Source organism: Mesorhizobium sp. M6A.T.Cr.TU.016.01.1.1, from assembly GCF_003952585.1.
GTDB lineage: Bacteria > Pseudomonadota > Alphaproteobacteria > Rhizobiales > Rhizobiaceae > Mesorhizobium > Mesorhizobium mediterraneum.
Genome location: NZ_CP034452.1, coordinates 6554000 through 6573984, shown reverse-complemented (window position 1 = coordinate 6573984; position 19985 = coordinate 6554000). Strand labels below are relative to the sequence as shown.

Annotated in this window: 20 protein-coding genes; 13 read left to right on the top strand and 7 right to left on the bottom strand. The window is 62.4% G+C overall.

Annotation, left to right across the window (positions count from 1 at the left end):
• Positions 1-24 precede the first annotated feature (24 nt).
• The 5 genes from EJ075_RS31860 to EJ075_RS31840 are packed head-to-tail and all read left to right on the top strand — an operon-like array spanning position 25 to position 4597.
• Entirely contained in the window at positions 25-1359 is a 1335-nt protein-coding gene (locus EJ075_RS31860; protein WP_126107038.1) for an aminotransferase class III-fold pyridoxal phosphate-dependent enzyme, read from the top strand.
• Positions 1359-2096 (top strand): GntR family transcriptional regulator, encoded by a 738-nt coding sequence (locus tag EJ075_RS31855; RefSeq protein ID WP_126107037.1) that lies wholly within the window; start codon positions 1359-1361, stop codon positions 2094-2096. The genes EJ075_RS31860 and EJ075_RS31855 overlap by 1 nt, the downstream gene beginning before the upstream one ends.
• Positions 2096-3202 carry an ABC transporter ATP-binding protein gene (locus EJ075_RS31850; protein ID WP_126107036.1) on the top strand — a complete coding sequence of 369 codons (1107 nt, stop codon included), beginning with the start codon at positions 2096-2098 and terminating at the stop codon, positions 3200-3202. The genes EJ075_RS31855 and EJ075_RS31850 overlap by 1 nt, the downstream gene beginning before the upstream one ends.
• 31 nt (positions 3203-3233) lie before the next feature.
• Positions 3234-4169 (top strand): 3-keto-5-aminohexanoate cleavage protein, encoded by a 936-nt coding sequence (locus EJ075_RS31845; RefSeq protein ID WP_126107035.1) that lies wholly within the window; start codon positions 3234-3236, stop codon positions 4167-4169.
• Positions 4166-4597 (top strand): acyl-CoA thioesterase, encoded by a 432-nt coding sequence (locus EJ075_RS31840; protein WP_164547233.1) that lies wholly within the window; start codon positions 4166-4168, stop codon positions 4595-4597. The genes EJ075_RS31845 and EJ075_RS31840 overlap by 4 nt, the downstream gene beginning before the upstream one ends.
• A 160-nt stretch (positions 4598-4757) precedes the next feature.
• Here the strand turns inward: EJ075_RS31840 and EJ075_RS31835 are convergent, their stop codons facing one another.
• A complete protein-coding gene (locus tag EJ075_RS31835) occupies positions 4758-5123 on the bottom strand; it encodes a helix-turn-helix domain-containing protein (protein ID WP_126107034.1) in 366 nt (121 codons plus the stop codon).
• 108 nt (positions 5124-5231) lie between these two features.
• Here EJ075_RS31835 and EJ075_RS31830 point away from each other — a divergent pair, with 108 nt between their 5' ends.
• A complete protein-coding gene (locus EJ075_RS31830; protein WP_126107033.1) occupies positions 5232-5936 on the top strand; it encodes a glutathione S-transferase family protein in 705 nt (234 codons plus the stop codon).
• 99 nt (positions 5937-6035) lie between these two features.
• Here EJ075_RS31830 and EJ075_RS31825 read toward each other — a convergent pair whose 3' ends face one another.
• Entirely contained in the window at positions 6036-6407 is a 372-nt protein-coding gene (locus tag EJ075_RS31825; RefSeq protein ID WP_126107032.1) for a helix-turn-helix domain-containing protein, read from the bottom strand.
• A gap of 94 nt (positions 6408-6501) precedes the next feature.
• Here EJ075_RS31825 and EJ075_RS31820 point away from each other — a divergent pair, with 94 nt between their 5' ends.
• Both EJ075_RS31820 and EJ075_RS31815 read left to right on the top strand, forming a co-directional pair.
• The gene (locus tag EJ075_RS31820) at positions 6502-7251 is read left to right on the top strand and encodes an SDR family oxidoreductase (RefSeq protein WP_126107031.1); all 750 of its coding nucleotides are present in this window, start codon (positions 6502-6504) and stop codon (positions 7249-7251) included.
• Between the two features lie 233 nt (positions 7252-7484).
• A complete protein-coding gene (locus tag EJ075_RS31815; protein WP_126107030.1) occupies positions 7485-8312 on the top strand; it encodes a DUF2189 domain-containing protein in 828 nt (275 codons plus the stop codon).
• Between the two features lie 114 nt (positions 8313-8426).
• Here the strand turns inward: EJ075_RS31815 and EJ075_RS31810 are convergent, their stop codons facing one another.
• Positions 8427-9059 (bottom strand): LysE family translocator, encoded by a 633-nt coding sequence (locus EJ075_RS31810; RefSeq protein WP_126107029.1) that lies wholly within the window; start codon positions 9057-9059, stop codon positions 8427-8429.
• Between the two features lie 316 nt (positions 9060-9375).
• Positions 9376-11328, bottom strand: coding sequence for a pilus assembly protein (locus EJ075_RS31800; protein WP_095485623.1), 1953 nt, complete (start codon positions 11326-11328; stop codon positions 9376-9378).
• A 340-nt stretch (positions 11329-11668) separates the two neighbouring features.
• Between EJ075_RS31800 and EJ075_RS31795 the strand changes: the two genes are divergently transcribed.
• Positions 11669-12529, top strand: coding sequence for a TIGR01459 family HAD-type hydrolase (locus EJ075_RS31795; RefSeq protein ID WP_126107028.1), 861 nt, complete (start codon positions 11669-11671; stop codon positions 12527-12529).
• Between the two features lie 26 nt (positions 12530-12555).
• Positions 12556-13539, top strand: coding sequence for a bifunctional riboflavin kinase/FAD synthetase (locus tag EJ075_RS31790; RefSeq protein ID WP_095485625.1), 984 nt, complete (start codon positions 12556-12558; stop codon positions 13537-13539).
• Between the two features lie 58 nt (positions 13540-13597).
• On the opposite strand, the gene EJ075_RS31785 is transcribed toward EJ075_RS31790, so the two are convergent.
• The gene (locus EJ075_RS31785; protein WP_095485827.1) at positions 13598-14152 is read right to left on the bottom strand and encodes an HdeD family acid-resistance protein; all 555 of its coding nucleotides are present in this window, start codon (positions 14150-14152) and stop codon (positions 13598-13600) included.
• 208 nt (positions 14153-14360) lie between these two features.
• Between EJ075_RS31785 and EJ075_RS31780 the strand changes: the two genes are divergently transcribed.
• Complete coding sequence (locus EJ075_RS31780) at positions 14361-15173, top strand: MipA/OmpV family protein (protein ID WP_126107027.1); 813 nt, start codon at positions 14361-14363, stop codon at positions 15171-15173.
• Here the strand turns inward: EJ075_RS31780 and EJ075_RS31775 are convergent.
• Positions 15149-15436: a hypothetical protein gene (locus EJ075_RS31775; RefSeq protein WP_126107026.1), complete on the bottom strand. Its 288-nt coding sequence runs from the start codon at positions 15434-15436 to the stop codon at positions 15149-15151. The two genes, EJ075_RS31780 and EJ075_RS31775, sit on opposite strands and share 25 nt — an antisense overlap.
• Positions 15437-15479: 43 nt before the next feature.
• Here EJ075_RS31775 and ileS point away from each other — a divergent pair, with 43 nt between their 5' ends.
• Together ileS and EJ075_RS31765 are read left to right on the top strand one after the other, a co-directional pair.
• The gene (gene ileS, locus EJ075_RS31770) at positions 15480-18488 is read left to right on the top strand and encodes an isoleucine--tRNA ligase (RefSeq protein WP_126107025.1); all 3009 of its coding nucleotides are present in this window, start codon (positions 15480-15482) and stop codon (positions 18486-18488) included.
• A 310-nt stretch (positions 18489-18798) separates the two neighbouring features.
• A complete protein-coding gene (locus EJ075_RS31765; protein ID WP_126107024.1) occupies positions 18799-19476 on the top strand; it encodes a hypothetical protein in 678 nt (225 codons plus the stop codon).
• A gap of 23 nt (positions 19477-19499) precedes the next feature.
• Here the strand turns inward: EJ075_RS31765 and EJ075_RS31760 are convergent, their stop codons facing one another.
• Positions 19500-19952: a nucleoside deaminase gene (locus tag EJ075_RS31760; protein ID WP_095485627.1), complete on the bottom strand. Its 453-nt coding sequence runs from the start codon at positions 19950-19952 to the stop codon at positions 19500-19502.
• Positions 19953-19985: the final 33 nt, after the last annotated feature.

The following is a 19985-nucleotide window of genomic DNA, read 5'->3' as shown; positions in this document are numbered from 1 at the left end:
GAAAATTTATCAGGATTTGATCGAATGCTGCAAGGCAATAGAGACGTGCGCTCCAATGTCAGCCTCGCAGCCGTTCTAGACGAGGCGCGACAGCGTTTTGCGGATGCCAACCCGAACAGCCTGGCGCGTCAGAATGAGGCTGCGGCATCCTTGCCGGGCGGCAATACGAGGGCTGTGCTCTGGTATCCGCCATTTCCCGTCTCGTTTGTTTCCGGCGAAGGCTGCAGGGTCACGGATTTCGACGGCCATACCTATGTCGACCTGGTTTCGGAATACAGCGCCGGCTTCTACGGCCACTCCGACAAGGCGATTTCTGCAGCTCTTGTGGACGTTATCCAGGGCGGCATCCTGCTTGGTGCGCCCAACCGCTACGAGGCGCGCCTTGCAGCGGCCGTGGTCGACCGTTTTCCCGCCATCGAGCGCGTGCGCTTCTGCAATTCCGGCACTGAAGCCAACGTCATGGCGATTTCGGCGGCCCGCGCCATCACGCAACGCTCGAACATACTCGCCTTCCGCGAGGGCTATCATGGCGGCGTATTGACCTTTGCGCATGGCGGCTCGCCGCTCAATCTGCCGTTCCCCTTCATTTTCGCCGACTATAACGACATTGCCGGTGCCGCGGCGCTTGTCAGGGAGCAGGGCAGCGACCTTGCCGCCGTCATCGTCGAGCCGATGTTGGGCGGCGGCGGCTGCATCCCGGCGACGCGTGAGTTCCTGGAGGCGCTGCGTGCGGCGACGAAAGAAACTGGCGCGCTGCTGATTTTCGACGAGGTGATGACCTCGCGGCTCGACTATCGCGCGCTCCATGGCGCGCACGGAGTTTTTCCCGATTTCGTGACGCTCGGAAAATATATCGGCGGCGGTGCCAGTTTTGGCGCCTTCGGCGGGCGCGCCGACCTCATCGATCGCTTCGATCCGGCCTCGCCTGGTGCGTTCTCGCATGGCGGGACTTTCAACAACAACATTCTGAGCATGGCTGCTGGCTACACCGGCTTGACGCAGGTGCTGACGCAAGAGGCGAGCCGCGCGATCAACGCGCGCGGCGACAGGTTGCGTGAAGCGATGAACGTCTCACTTGAAAGGCAAGGCGTCGAAGGTGTCGTCATTGGGCGCGGGTCGTTGATGAACCTGCATTTCGTCAAGGGGCCCGTTGAGACGCCGGCGCCGCTCGACAACGCCGATCCATCGGTGATTGCCCTGTGGCATGTCGAGATGTTGTTGCGCGGATACTACGTGACCCCGCGCGGCATGCTGGCGCTGTCGCTACCATTCGGAGACGCCGAACTCGCCGGCTTTACCGCCGCCTTCGACGATTTCCTGTCGAGCAACCTCAAAGTACTGCCGCGCCGGACCAACTGATGCTCGATCGCAAGAACATCGACGTGGGCTCCGCCGCGCAAAAGACCGCTCATGTTCGTGTACATGCGGGCTTGAAGGAAGCGCTAATGAACGGCGATTTCCTGCCCGGCCAAAGGCTGGTCGTGCGTCGGCTCGCCGAGCAATACCGGACCAGCGCTATGCCGGTGCGCGAGGCCTTGCGGCAACTCGTCAGCGACGAGGCGATGTTCGACCACCCAAACCGGGGCGTCATCGTCCCTGAGGCCACGGTGGCACGTATCTCGGATCTGGTGCGTGTGCGCTGCAGCGTCGAGGGCACGGCGGCCGAGTGGGCGGCGACGACCATCACGCCCAACGAGCTTGATGAATTGGCGAAGCTGAACAGCCTAATGCGCGACTGCGTCGAGAGGAACGTCATGGCTGACTATCTCGGCTTGAACAGGCGCTTCCATTTCACCATGTACCACGCCGCGCGATCGCCTGTCGTCCAGCAGATCATCGAGAAATTGTGGCTGCAGGCAGGACCGTTCCTGAACATCGTCCGCTCGGACGTGACCTATGGACTGGGCCTGGACCATCACGACGACATGCTCGCCGCCTTGCGCCGCGCCGATGGCGCAGCTGCGCGTAAAGCCTTGGTAGCCGATCTGCGCGAAGCTGCCGACATCATTCTTCGCGCCGCGGCAGCGGCTGAGGCTCAGCCTGCCCGCATGCGCCGGACATCGGCCCGTCGTGAGCCGAAGGCGCAGGCACGGTGATGGACGAATCTCAGCGTGGCCCGGTTCATGTCGAGTTTCGCGGCGTCAGCAAGCGCTACGGGCAGACGGTCCAGGCGGTGCGCCAGCTCGACCTCGAAATCATGCGCGGCGAATTCCTGACGCTGCTAGGGCCTTCCGGGTCTGGCAAGACGACCGCGTTGATGATGCTGGCGGGGTTCGAGGATACGACCGAGGGCGAAATCCTCATCGATGGGCAGCGCATCGACAATGTTCCTGCCAATCGTCGCGGCATCGGCATGGTATTCCAGAACTACGCGCTGTTCCCGCACATGACAGTCGCCGAAAACCTGGCTTTCCCGCTCGAAGTCCGCAAGCTCGGCCGCGAGCAGGTCACGCGACGCGTCAGGAACGTTCTGGACATGGTTCAGCTGCCCGAATTCGGCAATCGGCGTCCGGCGCAGCTTTCGGGTGGACAGCAACAGCGCGTCGCCGTTGCCCGCGCTTTGATTTTCGAGCCAAACCTTGTCTTGATGGACGAACCGCTCGGCGCCCTCGACAAGCAGCTGCGCGAGCAGATGCAGTTCGAGATCAAGGACATCCATGCCCGGCTGGGCGTCACTTTCGTTTATGTGACACACGACCAGACCGAAGCGCTCACCATGTCGGACCGGATCGCGGTGTTCAGCGCCGGCCGCATCGAGCAACTTTCGACGCCGCGCGAACTGTATGAGCGTCCGGCGGCCAGCTTTGTCGCAAGCTTCATCGGCGAGAGCAACCGCATGTCCGGCACCGTGCTTACCGGCGGTGAAAATGGTGGCGTGGCCGTCCATCTCGATGACAGCGATGTGGTGTTGAACGCCATGTCCTACGGCGCGACGCTCTCCGCGGGCGCCAGGGTGACGCTGTCGATCAGGCCGGAGCGCATGTCCATGTTGCAGGATGGCGCCACCGCCGTCAACGTGATTGCGGCGACCGTCGTCCAATCCGTCTATGTCGGCGATCACATCCGGCTCGTCGCTGTGACGGCGAGCGGCCTGAAATTCATTGTCAAGCTTGCCGCATCGTCGTCTCAGCTCGAACTCAATGCGGGCGAGGCGGTTCGGTTGGGCTGTGGTCGCGAGGATTGCCTCGCGCTCGATAGATAACAACAAAAGGCAGACAAGGGAGACTCCAACCATGAAGAAATCGCCGAAAGTCGTCATCACCTGTGCGATCACCGGCTCGATCCACACGCCGACGATGAGCCCGTATCTGCCGATAACGCCGTCCGAGATCGTCGATGCGGCCGTCGGCGCCGCCGAAGCCGGCGCCTCGGTGATCCATCTGCATGCCCGCGACCCCGAGACGGGCAAACCGACGCCCGATCCCAAGCTCTTCATGGACTTCCTGCCGCGCATCAAGCAGCAGACCGACGCCGTGATGAACATCTCCACCGGCGGCGGGCTGAAGATGACCCTTGAAGAGCGCCTTGAGGCCGCTCACGCTTCGAAGCCGGAACTCTGCTCGCTCAACATGGGATCGATGAATTTCGCCCTGCACCACATCGCGCCGAAATATACCGAATGGAAGTACGACTGGGAGAAGGGCTACCTGGAAGATACGAAGAAGGGCATCGTCTCCAACACGTTCGAGCAGATCGAGCGCATCATCGTCGAGGTCGGCCAAGCCTATGGCACGAAGTTCGAGTTCGAGTGCTATGATGTCAGTCACCTCTACACGCTTGCGCACTTTCTCGACCGGAAGCTGCTGAAACCGCCGCTTTTCGTTCAGACGATCTTCGGACTTCTGGGCGGAATCGGCGCCGACCCAGAAGACATGATGCACATGCGCAGGACGGCGGAGCGACTGTTCGGAGACGACTATCTCTGGTCGATCCTTGCCGCAGGCAAGCACCAGATGAGCCTCTGCACGATGGGCGCGATCATGGGCGGCAATGTGCGCGTCGGTTTGGAAGACAGCCTTTATGTCGGCAAGGGCACGCTCGCCAGGAGCAATGCCGAGCAGGTTGCCAAGATAAAGCGGATCCTCAACGAATTGTCGCTTGAAATCGCAACGCCGGACGAAGCCCGTCAGCTGCTGGATCTCAAGGGCGCAAACGAGGTCGGGTTTTGACGGCCCCCGGCATCGAAACCTATGTCGGCGTGGTGCATCCTTGGATGTGCGACGCGATGGGCCACCTCAACGTCCGTCACTACGTCGCCATGTTCGACGACGCTAGTTTCCAGCTGCTCGGCAGGATTGCCGATCCCCGTCTGACGCCGTCACTCGGCTGGGCGGACGTCAGGATGGAGATCGACTACACGCATGAAACCGCGGCGGGAACGCTGATCACCGTCCGCACCGTTGTCGAAAAGGTCGGGAGGTCGTCGCTGACTTATCTGCATGAAATGCGTGGTACGCTGGACGAAGTACTGCATGCGCGCTCGTTGACCATTACGGTACGATTCGATCTGAAGTCACGCAGCAAGATCGACCTGGATGCGGATGCGCGTCATGCGGCCACGAAACTCCTGAGGGTTGAAGGCGATACACGCCGGTGACGGTGAGCAAAGTGTCGTGACGGCACAGTTCGGCAATGACGGCTTCTGGCGCTACCCGCGCTTCTGGCGCTGCCTGCGCATTCCGGTATCCGACCCGGCCGGCAGATCCTACCCAAAGCGGTTGCCCAGCCTCAGGCTATCAAGCGTCAGATTTTCACCACTACGCCGCCTTCACGAGCCTAGCTTCCGCCGTCGATAAGACCCGGCCGGCCCGTTCGTCCTCGGTATCTTCCCACCAGTCGCCCAGGGCGTCGATGAGCGGCACAAGCTTCAGGCCGGGCGCCGTGAGGTCGTAGTCCACGCGTAGCGGATAGCCGGCATGCGCCGTTCGCCGCACGATCCCGGCCTCTTCCAGCTTGCGCAGTTCCAGCGCCAGAATGCGGTGCGATACGGTCGGGTTGTCCCGCCTCAGATCGCTGAAGCGCTTGGTCCCGTCTTTCAGATAGTAAAGCAGCAAAGTGGGCCAGCGACCGCTGAGCACACGCATGGTTTCTTCGATCGGGCAGCGTGAGACGACATCTTTCATGGCGGGGACCTGGTTACAGAATAGTGCGTAATTTACATGGGGCGACCAGCGTTTAGGGTCAAGTTTCGCTGCGCAGCGTGATCCCTAAATCATGGAAGAGACAAAGAAATGGAACCTATCCTCCTTTACGGCATCCCGGCGGGAAGTTCGATGGGGCTTGTCGCTGCTTTTGAACGCGTCGGACAGCCCTACCGCCTGTGCCGCGTCGACATGCTCGCTGAAATGAAGAACGACGCCTATGCCAGCATCAACGGCCGTCAGGAAACGCCGGTGTTGATCACGGACCAAGGCAAGGTGCTCACCGAGACCATGGCGATTGCCGCTTGGCTCGAAGCCCGCGACACGCAACGTCGTATCAGCTTCGACCCTCGCTCGCCGGAAGCCGACCGGATGCATCAGCTGATGGCTTTCGTGAACACCGGCTTCACCGCCGCTTTCACCCCACTCTGGGCCGCATATGAAATGGAATCGGCCGAGCCTGTCCTGCTGGCGACCTTGCGCGACTTTGGCCGCAGGGCCGTTACCAACCGCCATGACCAGCTTGAGGCGATGATCGTCGACACCGACTTTCTGGTCGGTGATCACCTGACGCTGGCGGATACCACGCTGATTGGCGTGGCGCGCTGGGCGGAGTTCCACAAGGCGGTTGACGGCGCAGCCTATCCCAAGCTGGCCGCCTTGCGCGGCAGGATCGAAGCCGATCCGTCCGTGCGCTACGCACAGGCTATCGAGGACGGCGAAAACCCCGCTGGTTCGGGCGCCTGCCTCGGCCATGTCCCGCTGGCCGAGGTGATCGATCGCTTCGCTGCCTAGCTTTTGTCACGCATCTCACCGCGCGGCGCCAAAGTGTGGCGCCGCGCGGTGACCGCCGTGGCTTTGGTCGGGCAGGGCAAACAATCCGTCCACGATCGGTCAGGTGATCAGGTGGGATGCGTTGACACGCATCCAGTCGGCAAGCGAATCCAGCGTGCCACGCAAGGTTCTACCCAGTGGCGTTATCTCGTACTCCACGCGCGGCGGCATCTCGGCATAAACCCTCCGATAGACCAGACCCCGATGTTCGAACAGGCGCAGCTGCCGCGTGAGCTCCTTTTGCGTAATCGGCGCGACGGCCCGCTGCAGCTCGCCGAAGCGGATCGGACAACCGGTGACGATCAGGCGATAAAGAATGGGAATGGCCCATTTTCCCGAAACCAGATTGACGAAATCGATCATCGGGCAACGATCGGTCGCGTCATTTCCGCCTTCGACTGACGGGACCTCGATGGCCTTTGCCTGCGCCATGAAATTATTTCCTTTAGTACCCATTCGGTGCCTACTATACAAAGCATACTATCGTGCCGACAATGCCGTTCTCATCTCATTGGGAAGGCAAATCATGGGTCGCTTAAAAGGCAAATATGCCCTCATCACCGGGGCAACCAGCGGCATCGGTCTCGAAACCGCGCGCCAGTTTCTGGCCGAGGGCGCTACGGTGGCAATCACTGGCAGAAACCCGTCCGGGCTCGACGCTGCGCAGCGCGAGCTGGGCGGATCGGCGCAGGTGATCAGGAATGATGCCGGCAATCTCGCCGATCAGCGTGCGCTTGCCGCCGAGCTTGCGCAGCGCTGGCCTCGGCTCGATATACTCAACATCAACGCCGGCGATGTGATGCACCAGCCGCTGCAGGATTGGGACGAGGCGGTCTACGACCGTCTGATGCAGACCAATCTGAAGGGGCCATTCTTTCTGATCCAGGCCCTGTTGCCGATGTTTTCCAACCCGTCGTCGATCATCCTGTGCGGTTCGGTCAGTGCCCATATCGGCCTGCCCCAGAGCAGCGCCTACGCCGCCAGCAAGGCGGGCCTCCTGTCATTGGCGCGCACCCTCTCGGGGGAGATGATCGAGCGCGGTATTCGCGTCAATGGCCTCAGCCCCGGCCCGACCGAGACGCCGGCCCTGGGCAAGCTGGGTCTGCCCGAAGCGGAAGGGAAGGCGCTGGGCGATCGGATACGCGCGCTGGTGCCGATCGGCCGGATGGGCAAACCCTGGGAGCTCGCCAAGGCGGCGGTGTTTCTGGCCTCGGATGAGTCGAGCTTCGTCGTCGGCACGGAACTGCTCGTCGATGGCGGCGTCGGAAATCTCTAGAGCATTTTGCAGCCAAGTGGTTACACTTGGCGTCGCACAAATGCGGCTGAAACACAGATAAAGCGGGATGCCCCGTTCAACCCAAATGCATCCCGCTCTAGCCGGATTTACCATCGCGACCGTCGACTTGGCGACAATCACCCCTAAATCGACTATCATAGTGCTTGTACGAGAAGTGGCAGCTACGGGCGGCCATCCTGGCGGTGACCGCCCCGACACACGGGAGAATGGTCATGGCCAGCTTTCATGTCATGTCGGACGCACGTGGAATGCACGTGCAGCCCACGGTGCGCCGCATCACGACGGCGGACCTGATGGATGTGCTGCGGCTCGGCGTCGAGGATTTCTGGGCCAAGCCATCGCATTACGTGTTCCTGTGCCTGATCTATCCGGTGGTCGGATTGATCCTGGCGCAGTGGACGACATCCGGGTCCTATGCCATCCAGCTCCTCTACCCGCTGATGTCCGGCTTCGCCCTGCTTGGACCCTTCGCCGCGATCGGGCTCTACGAGATCAGCCGCCGCCGCGAACTCGGCATGGACACGTCCTGGTGGCACGCGCTCGATGTGCGTCACTCGCCGGCGCTGCCCGCGATCGCGGTCATCGGCGTCATGCTGGTGGCACTGTTCCTGCTCTGGCTGTTCACCGCGCAATCGATCTACACCAGCCTGTTTGGCAATCAGCCGCCCGCCTCGATCGGCGGCTTTGTGCGCGAGGTGCTGACGACGACCAAAGGCTGGACGCTGATCCTGCTCGGCAATGCGGCTGGGTTCGTTTTCGCCGTGATCGTGCTGGCGACGACCGTCATCGCCTTTCCGCTGCTGCTTGACCGCGATGTCGGCGCTGTCTCGGCAATCGAGACCTCGGCACGGGCGGTGATGGCTAACCCGCTGCAGATGGCGCTGTGGGGCTTGATAGTCGCCGTGCTGCTGGTCATCGGCTCGATCCCGCTGTTTGCCGGACTCGCCGTCGTCATGCCCGTGCTTGGCCATGCGACGTGGCATCTCTATCGCAGGGTGGTCGAGCCGGAGCGGGTGCAGCAGGACCGGCGGCCGATGTAAGCAAGCGCAGCGGTGCCGCCGCTCTATCTTTTTGTTTGAGCATCGGATTTTCCCAAAACCGGTACCCACCCTCGGGTCAGGCCCGAGGGCATGCTTTTGGGTCCGATGCTCCGGTTAACGCTGCGCGTCGGTCGCCATCTTCAGGGCCAGCGCGGTCAGCACCGTGCCCATCATCCAGCGCTGGATCACCAGCCACAGCGGCCGGCCGGCGAGGAAGACGGCGATCGAGCCGGCGGTGACCGCGATGATCGCGTTGACGGTGAGGCTTATCGCGATCTGGGTGGTGCCGAGCACCAGAAGCTGCGACAGCACGTGGCCCTTACCGGGGCTGATGAACTGCGGCAGCAGCGACAGATAAAGCACCGCCACCTTCGGGTTGAGCAGATTGGTCATCAGGCCCATGGCGAATAGTTTGCGCGGCCTGTCCTTCGGCAGTTCCCGAACCTGGAACGGCGAGCGTCCGCCTGGCCTCACTGCTTGCCAGGCAAGCCACAAGAGGTACAGCGCGCCGGCAAAGCGCAGCACATCATAGGCGTATGGCACGGCAAGCAGCAGCGCGGTGATGCCGAATGCCGCCGACAACACGTAGAAGACAAAGCCGAGCGCCACGCCACCGAGCGAAATCAGGCCGGCCTTCGGTCCCTGTGACAGCGACCGCGAGATCAAATAGATCATGTTCGGGCCAGGCGTCAGCACCATGCCAAGGCAGACCAGCGCGAAGGCGAGATGGTTGGCAGCGTCGGGCACGGGCGCATCTCCGGTGGCGGTGGGGACACTCACCATGTCCGTTCGACCGCCGCAAGGGCAAGGCGGCGATAGCCTTTGCGCCAGCCCCACTGTCAGCCGGAAGAACGGTTAGGTCAGCGATCCTTCGCCCCCTCTGTCCTGCCGGACATCTCTCCCGCTTGGGGGAGATCGGATGTCGCCCTCGGCTTCGCCAATCTCCGGTGAAAGAGGGCGCGGTCGATGAAGCTACCAATCTCCCCCTCGTGGGGGAGATGGCCGGCAGGCCAGAGGGGGGCGCTGTCCCGCCAGCCTCCCTTAAGTCGCCAGTACCGTAACCTCAGCCGACGATGCGCAGGTTCGACAATTCGTTGGCGATTTCCTTGAAATTGTCCGACAGCGTCGCCCCGGTCGCGTTCCAGAACAGCTTGGCCGGCTTGGTCGGATCGGTGGGATCCTTGCGGAAGCGCGAGTCCGAGGAGCATGCCTTCAGGGCGTCGAGCGCTTTCTTGTCGCCGGCGTCGGTGGTCGACAGGTCGAGCGCAACGGTCATGACGAGAACGTTCGAATTCTTTGCATTGGCGCAAAGGGTCTGCATCTGCTCGTCCAGCGCGGCCGTGTAGTTGCCGCCAGTAAAGGTCGTCTTGCCGATGTCGGTGCTTGTGTTCATGAACAGGCGCGTCACGCTTCCCGACCCTGGATATGTGAGGCCGGTGTAGCCGTAAGCGGCATAGGTCGACCTGTTATTGGCATAGTCGCTGTCGCTGACGGCGCTGTAGGTGTTGGCGCCGTCGGTCAGCACGATGACCACTTTGTCGTTGCCCTTTTCGGCGTTCGGTCGGCCTTCCGTGAAAGGTTCGTTGCTCGACACCGTCCGCCAGCCCCAGGCAAGGCCTTCCGGCACGTTGGTGTTGCCGTTCGGTGCCATGGCGTCGATGGCGTCGTTGATCTCCTCTTTCTGGGCAAGCTGGCTTACGTCTTTGAGCGTCGTGACCGGGTTGGTCGTGCAGGACGCATTCGGGCCGTCGCCCGCGGCAGCCGACTTCGAACCGTAAGGCTTCACCAGGAAATATTTGCGCATGTCCGACTGCCGCTGCGAAGCGGTTGGGCTATCGCTGTAATACGGCCAGTCGGCCCACCAGTTGTTGCCGTAGCTATAGGACAGGTAGGTCGCGTCGTTGACACCGTCTCGGTCGAAATCGAGCCAGAGGGTGCCAGCTTCGTCCGGCGCAAACATCGGCACGAACAGCGTGGCAGGCGCGGCGGTGGTCGGCGTCGTGTCGTCGTTATTATACGGGTACGGCCTCGCCTCCACGCAACCCTGCCAGCTCGCATAGCGGCTGGTGGTGTAGATGTATTCCGGGGTGGTCCAATGGCCGCTGCTGCAGTTGCCTTTTTTGTTATAGGTGTCGCAGATGTACTGTTTCGTGTTAGGCACTTCTTCGCGGCCGGACTCGACCGTGATGTCGGCGTAAAGGCTGAAGCGGGTCAGTGGTTGATCCTGGGTGTCGCCCCAGCCGGTGCCGCGCTTGTACCAGACGCCGTTGAGCTTCTCGGCGTATTTGTCCGGATTGTTGGCGGGGGTCATCGTCGTCCAATCGAAATCCTCGTGCTGGATCGGGGAGATGCCGTCCTGATCCATCCAGCCTTCTTGGTCATGGGTGGGGCCGACATTGACCGAAGCAGCGAACGGCACGAGGGAGAACTGCACCGGTTTGCTGACCTGCTTCATCTGCTGTGCCTGCAGCGCCAGCGTGTCGACAAGCTGCTTGGCGGCAGTCTTCAGCAGGTCTATTCGCTTCACGCCGGTGCCGGAACCGAGGTTGTTCATCGAGCCGGAATTGTCGAGCACAAGGGCTACTTCCAGCGTGTTCTTGAGGCGGATTTCCGAGCAAGCCGTGAAGGCTGTACCGCTCCCACCCGTCAGCATGGCGGCAGCCGGCAGGAAATAAGGCGTATACGTCAGGGCGCTGCAGAGCTTCAACGTGCCGCCACCCGCATTGTTGTTGGGCAGGGTGACGGTAAGCGACGTATTCGCCGGATCGACGGGACCAAGATTGGCTTCGAAGAAGGTCTTGGCAAAGGCCACGGTGTCGGCGTCGCTTGCGCCGGCGACGATGTGCTGAGCGGTGGCGAGGCCGGCGGCGTCAAGGGCGTTCAACGTACCGTGCTTCTGGCGGAGCAGTTCCGAGTAATCGACGCTGAGCGCCAAGCCCCCCATGAGCGGCACAATCGTGATGGCCGTCATGAGCGTATAGTTGCCACGCCGGTCCCTACCGAATTTACGGAACATTGCCTTCAGAACCCCGCCAGAACCCTTTGTCGGCGAACGATGCCACCAATAGTTAAATTTCAGATTGCTAAAATATGTCCAAGATCGGCACAGTTTTTTAAAGCTCGTTAACCATGCCGCAGATGGCGGCAGTGCTGCCCACGATTGGACCCCGGGGAAGACTCCGCAATGGGCTAAACCTCTGGAAAGAGGCGGCTTTTATGCTTTGTGCGCCTGCCTTGATCATCGCCAGGCAATCCTGAACGTTGCGAAAGCTGGTGACAGGATCAAGCGCTTCGGTTAATGCGGGCCTGCCGCACGGACCGTCGGTAGCGGCCGATCATGACTTGGGAAAAATAGTATGGCGGATTCACCCGACATCATCGGCTCGCTCGCAGATTTGTCGGGAGCCTATTCGGCCATCCTGTGCGATGTCTGGGGCGTGGTTCACAATGGCGAACGGCATTTTCCGGCCGCGGCTCTGGCGCTGGCCACTGCGCGCGAGGCGAAAATACCTGTCGTGCTGATCACCAATTCGCCGCGGCGAAGCACCGACGTGGTGGCGCAGATGAATGCGATCGGTGTTCCCCCAAGCGCCTATGACCGCGTCGTCACGTCCGGCGACGTGACCCGCGACCTGATCATCGAGGGGCCGCGAAAAATCTTCCACATCGGCGGTGATCGCGATCTCACGCTCTATGACGGTCTTGATGTCGAGCTCGTCGAGGAGTTCGAGGCGTCCGGCGTGGTCTGCACCGGGTTGTTCGACGACGAGGTGGAGAAGCCGGAAGACTACGCCGAACTTCTGCGGCGGTTGCGCGCCAGGAACCTGCCGTTCATCTGCGCCAATCCCGACATCGTGGTCGAGCGCGGCGAGCGGATGATATGGTGCGCGGGGGCCTTGGCCCGCGACTATGCCCAGCTCGGCGGGCGCACGCTGATCGCCGGAAAACCTTATGCCCCCGTCTATGACGTCGCGATGAAAGAGATCGCCGAACTGCTCGGCGGCCCGATCGAGCGCTCGGACGTGCTGGCCATCGGCGATGGCATGATGACCGACATCAAAGGTGCTGCCGACAACGGCTTCGACGTGCTCTACGTATCGGGCGGCATCCATGCCCGCGACTATGGCGATCCGCTACAACCGGATCCGGCCAGGCTAATTGCCTTTCTGGAAAAGCACGGCTGCCGGCCGGTCGCGGTCATTCCGAGACTGCGGTAGGGTCGCTCGATGACGGAAGCCTCGAAATGACGCAAGCCTTCGAACGCGTTTCTGCAATCTCGCCGCTGCCGGCCCATTTGCGCGGCGGCGTGGTGGCGATCGGCAATTTCGACGGCGTTCACCGCGGCCATCAGGCCGTGCTCGAGCGCGCGCTTGCCGAGGCCCGCCAGCGCGACGTGCCGGCTCTGGTGCTGACCTTCGAGCCGCATCCGAGAAAGGTGTTCCGACCTGATATACCGCTGTTCGTGCTGACGCCGCCGCCGATGAAGGCACGACTGCTGTCGTATCTAGGCTTTGCCGCACTCGTCGAACAGCCGTTCACGCGCGACTTCGCCGCGCTGTCGGCGGAAGCGTTCGTGACCGACGTGCTGGACAGGAATCTCGGCATCGTTCACGCCGTGACCGGCTTCGACTTCCACTTCGGCAAGGACAGGCAGGGCGGCCCGGCCTATCTGATGGCGGCCGGCGAACGCCACGGCTTCGGTGTCACGCTGGTCGACGCGTTTCGCGACGAGGGCGCCGAGGTGGTGTCGTCGAGCCGCATTCGCGCGCAGCTCGGCGAGGGCGAGGTGGCCGAGGCCGCCGGCCTGCTCGGTTATCGCTTCACGGTCGAGAGCGAGGTGATCGGCGGCCAACGGCTTGGCCGGACGCTGGGCTTTCCAACCGCCAATATGAGGCTTTCGCCGGAAGCCACTCTGAAGGAAGGGATTTATGCCGTCCGCTTCCGTCGCGCCGACGGCACGCTTCATGACGGCGTTGCCAGCTTCGGCCGCCGCCCGACCGTCGACGACAACGGCACGCCGCTTCTGGAAACCTTCGTTTTCGATTTTTACGGCGACCTCTACGGTGAGATATGCGCGGTATCCTTCTTCGGCTTCCTGCGCGCCGAGGTGAAGTTCGACGGGCTCGACGCGCTGGTCGCGCAGATGAAACGCGACGAAGCGGAGGCGAGGGCGCTGCTGGCCGGCGTCAGCCCGCTTTCCGAGCTCGACGCGGCCATTGCTTTCTAAAGCATGATCCCAAAAAGTGGGAACCGGTTTTCGGACAAGATCATGCTAAAACAAGAACCTATTTCTTCAGCGCCAGGCCGACGGCAATGAAGGCCCAGCCCTGGAAGATCAGGTCGATAGCGAGAAACAGTCCCAGCACCCATACGCTGTTGACTGGCCAGCCCATGGCGATGACCAGGCCTGCCAGCGCGCTGATGACACCCGCCGCAACGAGCCAGCCCCAACCCTTGGCCGGTCTGTGCTTGTACCCGACCCAGGCCCTGAGCACGCCTGAAGCGAGAAGGGCGACCGCCAGCAGGAAGGTCAGCACCGCCGAGGCCAGCAGCGGATTATAGAAGGCGAAGAACCCGGCGACTGCATAGAGAAGACCGCTGAGCAGCCAATAGAAGAACCGGCTCCATGTCTTCACACCGAAGGCATGCATGATCTCGATGACACCGGCCATCAGCATCAGCCAGCCGACGACGTAGACCGAGGCGACCGTGGCAATGAACAGATTGCCGAAGGCGATGCCGCCGAGGATCAACAGCAGCACGCCGAGCCCGACGAACCACCCCCATTTCGCCTGTGTCTGCCCAATCGCATCCTTTAAAACATCGCCTTGCAGGGTCATTGCCGCCATCTCCATCGAAGTTGCCTGGCATCTTGCCAATTGGAGGGTAGCGCCGAAGGCCTTGCCCGTCCAGCGAGCAGCGTGCGCCAGACGCATGCCAAAAAAGCGAGGAAGCGTTTCGAATTTAAATCAAAGTTTACTGAACCGGCGCCATGGCTCTTGGCCAGGCCGGTTGTTCCTGCCGGTGTTCCGTGCGTATGGAGTGACGATGCGTTCTGTCAGGGTGTTTCAGCTGGTCTTGGCCACCTTCATGCTTGGCGCGCCCGGTGCCGCCGAAGCAGGCGAGGGCGCCTTGGGCTGGCTGTCCGGCGACTGGTATCTGACGGTCGGCGCCACCGGCATGGTCGCGCCGGATTTCGAGGGCAGCAAGAAATACCTGCTCAGCGCCTCGCCGATCATCTCGCTCGGCAAGGCGGGTCCCGCGGCCCGCTTCACCTCACGCAACGACAACATCTCGCTGGCGCTGATCGACGATGGCGGCCTGCGCGCCGGCCTGACCGGAAAGATCCTGTTTTCGCGCGATGGCGGCGACGCCGACGAGCCGAAGGGCCTCGACCCGGTGCGCTGGGGCGGCGAGGCCGGCGGCTTCTTCGAATTCTATCCTTTTGACTGGTTGCGCGCTCGCGCCGAATTGCGGCACGGCATTCGCGCCCATAGCGGCTTTGTCGCCGACATCGCCGCCGACGCCTTTTATGATGTGACGCCGGAGGTCAGGATTTCGGGCGGGCCGCGCGTTTCGTTCGCCTCATCGGACTATTTCGACGCCTATTACGGCGTCAATGCCGAGGAAGCCGTGGCTTCGGGCCTCAGCGAATACCATCCGGGCGGCGGGGTGAGATCGGCGGGCCTTGGTGGCGCGGTGACCTGGAAGGTGACCGAGCCGATGACGGCCAGCCTGTTCGGCGAATATTCGCGCCTGATGGCTCCGGCGGCCGATTCCAGCCTGGTCAAGGAGCGCGGCGACCGCAACCAGTTCACGATCGGCGTGTCGACGACCTACCGGTTTGATTTCTCGATGTGAGTGCTTTGTTCCGGCAATCGCCTATTGGCCGGATGCATCCGGATGCATTGTGACGGCACAAGCTGCAAGGAAGGCACCGAGAGTTCGGGCTTTTCAATGTCGCCTGTCTCGGTTAAAAGCCCAGCCATGACGAGCTTTTCGCGCCTTCTCGCGATTGCGATACGAATTACGAGCCCGGTGTTCCGGGCGGCCTGACCGCCGCCGGAGCCGCCGGGAATCTTGCGTGCGGCCTCTCGCGCTTTTTCCAGATCATGATAGTTCAACACCCGGGCTCTTTTGCCGCCGGGCAATGCATATGGCAGACCAATGACCGACACCCCAACGACCGACGCCGTCGAAACGATCGACTATTCCAAGACGCTTTATCTGCCGCAGACGGACTTCCCGATGCGCGCCGGCTTGCCCGAGAAGGAGCCGCTGCTGGTCAAGCGCTGGCAGGACATGGACCTTTACCGCAAGCTGCGCGAAAACGCCGCCGGCCGCGAAAAATACGTGCTGCATGACGGGCCGCCCTACGCCAACGGCAATATCCACATCGGCCACGCGCTGAACAAGATCCTCAAGGACGTCATCACCCGCTCGTTCCAGATGCGCGGCTATGACTCGAACTATGTGCCCGGCTGGGATTGCCACGGCCTGCCGATCGAATGGAAGATCGAGGAGCAGTACCGCGCCAAGGGCAAGAACAAGGACGAGGTGCCGGTCAACGAGTTCCGCAAGGAATGCCGCGAGTTCGCCGCGCACTGGATCAAGGTGCAGGGCGCAGAATTCCAGCGGCTCGGCGTCGTCGGCGATTTCGACAATCCCTATACGACCATGGCGTTCCATGCCGAGGCGCGCATCGCCGGCGAATTGTTGAAATTCGCCACGTCGGGCCAGCTCTATCGCGGCTCCAAGCCGGTGATGTGGAGCGTGGTCGAGCGCACCGCATTGGCCGAGGCCGAGGTCGAGTACCAGGACTACGAGAGCGACACGATCTGGGCGAAGTTTCCGGTCGTTCACAATGACCGTGACATCTTCGTGGATATGACAGGAGATGAAAGCGGCGAAAATCACGGCCTCGCCGTTATCTCTGAAGGTGCTTCCACTTATGATGCAAGTGTCGTCATCTGGACGACCACGCCGTGGACCATCCCCGGCAACCGCGCCGTCAACTTTTCGCCACGCATCAACTATGGCCTCTACGAGGTCACGGTAGCTGAGAACGCTTTCGGCCCGCAGCCGGGCGAAAAGCTGATCTTTGCCGACGCGTTGGCGGAAGAGTCTGCGACCAAGGCCAAAGTGACAATGGATCGTCTCCGCAGCGTTTCGGCAGAAGAGCTTGGAGGCCTTACGCTTTCGCATCCCTTCAAGGGTCTCGGTGGCGGTTACGAATTTCCCGTGCCGATGCTCGCTGGCGATCATGTCACCGACGAAGCCGGCACCGGCTTCGTGCACACTGCGCCGGGCCATGGCCGCGAAGACTTTGACGCCTGGATGGATGCTGCGTCGGACCTTCGCGAGCGCGGCATCGACACCGCCATCCCGTTCACCGTCGACGATGCCGGCTTCTTCACCAAGGACGCGCCGGGTTTTGGTCCGGACCGCGAGGGCGGAGCGGCGCGCGTCATCGACGACAACGGCAAGAAGGGCAATGCCAATCAGGCGGTCATCGACGAGCTGATCAAGCGCAACGCGCTGTTCGCGCGCGGGCGATTGAAGCATTCCTATCCGCATTCGTGGCGCTCGAAGAAGCCGATCATCTTCCGCAACACGCCGCAATGGTTCGTCTATATGGACAAGGAACTGGGCGACGGCACGACGCTGCGCAGCCGTGCCTTGAAGGCGATCGACGACACCCGCTTCGTGCCCGCCGCCGGCCAGAACCGCATCCGCGCCATGATCGAGGAGCGTCCCGATTGGGTGCTGTCGCGCCAGCGCGCCTGGGGCGTGCCGATCGCCGTCTTCGCCGATGCCGACGGCAACGTCCTGCGCGACGAGGCGGTCAGCCAGCGCATCATGGACGCCTTCGAGAAGGAAGGCGCCGACGCCTGGTTTGCAGCCGGCGCCAAGGAGCGTTTCCTTGGCAATCACGATGCCTCGAAATGGCAGCAGGTGATGGACATCCTCGACGTCTGGTTCGATTCGGGCTCGACCCATGCCTTCACCCTGGAGGATCGTCCGGACCTGAAATGGCCGGCCGACGTCTATCTCGAAGGGTCCGATCAGCATCGCGGCTGGTTCCACTCCTCGCTGCTCGAAAGCTGCGGCACCAGGGGCAGGGCGCCTTACGACACCGTCGTCACCCATGGCTTCACCATGGACGAGGAAGGACGGAAAATGTCGAAGTCGCTCGGCAACACTGTCGTGCCGCAGGACGTCATCAAGCAGTCGGGCGCCGATATCCTGCGGCTATGGGTGGTGACGACCGATTACTGGGAAGACCAGCGGCTCGGCAAGAACGTGCTGCAGACCAACATCGACGCCTATCGCAAGCTGCGCAACACCATCCGCTGGATGCTGGGCACGCTTGCTCATGACAATGGCGAGGATGTGCCGCTGGACAAGATGCCGGAGCTGGAGCGGCTGATGCTGCATCGGCTCTCCGAACTCGATGAAGTCGTGCGCGCGGGCTACGACGCTTTCGAGTTCAAGCGCATCACCCGCATGCTGCTCGATTTCATGGTGGTCGAGCTGTCGGCCTTCTATTTCGACATCCGCAAGGACGCGCTCTACTGCGAGGCCCCGTCCAGCGTGAAGCGCAAGGCCTCCGTGCAGGTGGTGCGCCATCTCTTCGACTGCCTGGTGAAATGGCTGGCGCCGATGCTGCCCTTCACCATGGAGGAGGCCTGGCTCGACCGTCATCCGGACGCCGTCTCGGTGCATCTCGACCAGTTTCCGCAAATCCCGGCCGACTGGAAGAACGAGGCTCTGGCGGAAAAATGGCGCAAGGTGCGGCAGGTTCGCCGCGTCGTCACCGGCGCGCTGGAGATCGCACGCGCCCAGAAGGTCATCGGCTCGTCGCTGGAAGCGGTGCCGGTCGTCACGCTCGACGATGCGGCGCTCGAAGCGGCGATATCAGATGTCGACATGGCCGAAATGGCGATCACCAGCGATCTGGTCATTGCGCATGGCAACGCGCCTTCTGGCGCCTTCACGCTGGACGATGTCAAGGGCGTCGCCGTCGTGGTCGAGAAGGCCGAGGACCGGGGCCTGGTCAAGTGCGCGCGCTCATGGCGCTATACCGCCGATGTCGGCAGCGACGCGGAATTCCCCGATGTTTCGGCCCGGGATGCCGCTGTGCTGCACGAGTTGAAGTCGCTTGGTCGTATATGATGCATGTCGCCCAAAAGTGTGAAGCGGTTTTGGGATAACGACATGCACAGCCGCCATATCGGTGCATGTCGCCCAAAAGTGTGAAGCGGTTTTGGGATAACGACATGCACAGCCACCATATCGGTGCACAAATGCCACGGCGGGCGGCTGATCGGCCCCCGCGCGTTGCCCTTAACGAGTGGTTGAGGTAAACACGCGAAACTCCGGACGACAAATTGTCGCCGGATTTCCGTCGGAAGAGCATAGGCGATGGGGACCGGACCTTTTGGCCGGTGCGATCGAGAGGCTGTCTAGAGTGGGACTTTTTGGCATGACCGAAAGAACTTGCGCGCGCGTTGCGCTGCTGGCGCCGCTTGTCGTATCCGGCCTGGCCCTGTCCGGCTGCATGGGCTCGCCGACCTACGGCACCGACAAGCCCGCCGCCGCCCAGCTTGCCGGCGATCTCACCAGCGCTTTTTCAGTCATGCCAAAGAACAAGGACAGGATCGACTACAAGCCGCGTCCCGAGCTGGTGAAGCCGGCGCCGGGGCAGAAGGAACTGCCGCCGCCGCAAGACAGTATCGCGACGGCGAGCGCCGATTGGCCCGAATCGCCCGAGCAACGCCGCGCTCGCCTGCGCGCCGATGCTACCCTCCATCAGGACGATCCGGACTATCAGGCGCAGATCGTCGATGACGTCCAGACGGATCCGGTGGCGATCAAGGCTGCGATGGCGCAGTCGGCATCCAGCCATCCGCCGGCCTGGTCTCCGGCGGATTCGGACAAGGGCCGCGCCGCCGAGGTCAAGCGCCGCCTCGCCCAAGGTAAGCAGGGTGATCCGAATACCCGCAAATATCTGAGCGAGCCGCCTGTGCAGTACCGCGCCGCTGCCGGCACCGCGCCGACGGGCGACCTCGGCGAGGACGAGTACAAGAAAGAACGCCGCCTCAAGAAGGAAGCGGCCGCCAAGAACAAGAGCGGCGGCATGTTCGACTGGCTGCCGTGGTAAGCTGCTAGGGAAAGCTGGCGCCGCTACGGTTCGCGTCGCTCCCTGAAAAAATCCTTCAGAAGCAGCGCCGCGTCGCTCTCGGCCATGCCTGGGTAGATGTCTGGCACATGGTGGCAGGTCGGTGAGGCGAAGAAGCGGACGCCGTTGACCACAGCGCCGCCCTTCTCGTCGGCGGCGCCGAAATAGAGCCGGCGCAGCCTGGCGAAGGAAATGGCGCCGGCGCACATGGCGCAGGGCTCCAGCGTCACATAGAGATCGTGGCCGGTGAGCCGCTCGCTCGACAGCTTGCTGCAGGCTTCGCGGATCACCAGCATTTCGGCATGGGCCGTGGGATCGGCAAGCTCGCGGGTGCGGTTGCCGGCACTGGCAACGACCGTATCGCCGCTGGCGATGACCGCGCCGACCGGCACTTCGCCGCGCAAGGCGGCAGTTTCGGCCTCTTTCAGCGCCAGCGCCATGAAATCCGGCCGCCTCAAGCGGTTTCCATTCCTATTATCTCCTCGCTACTC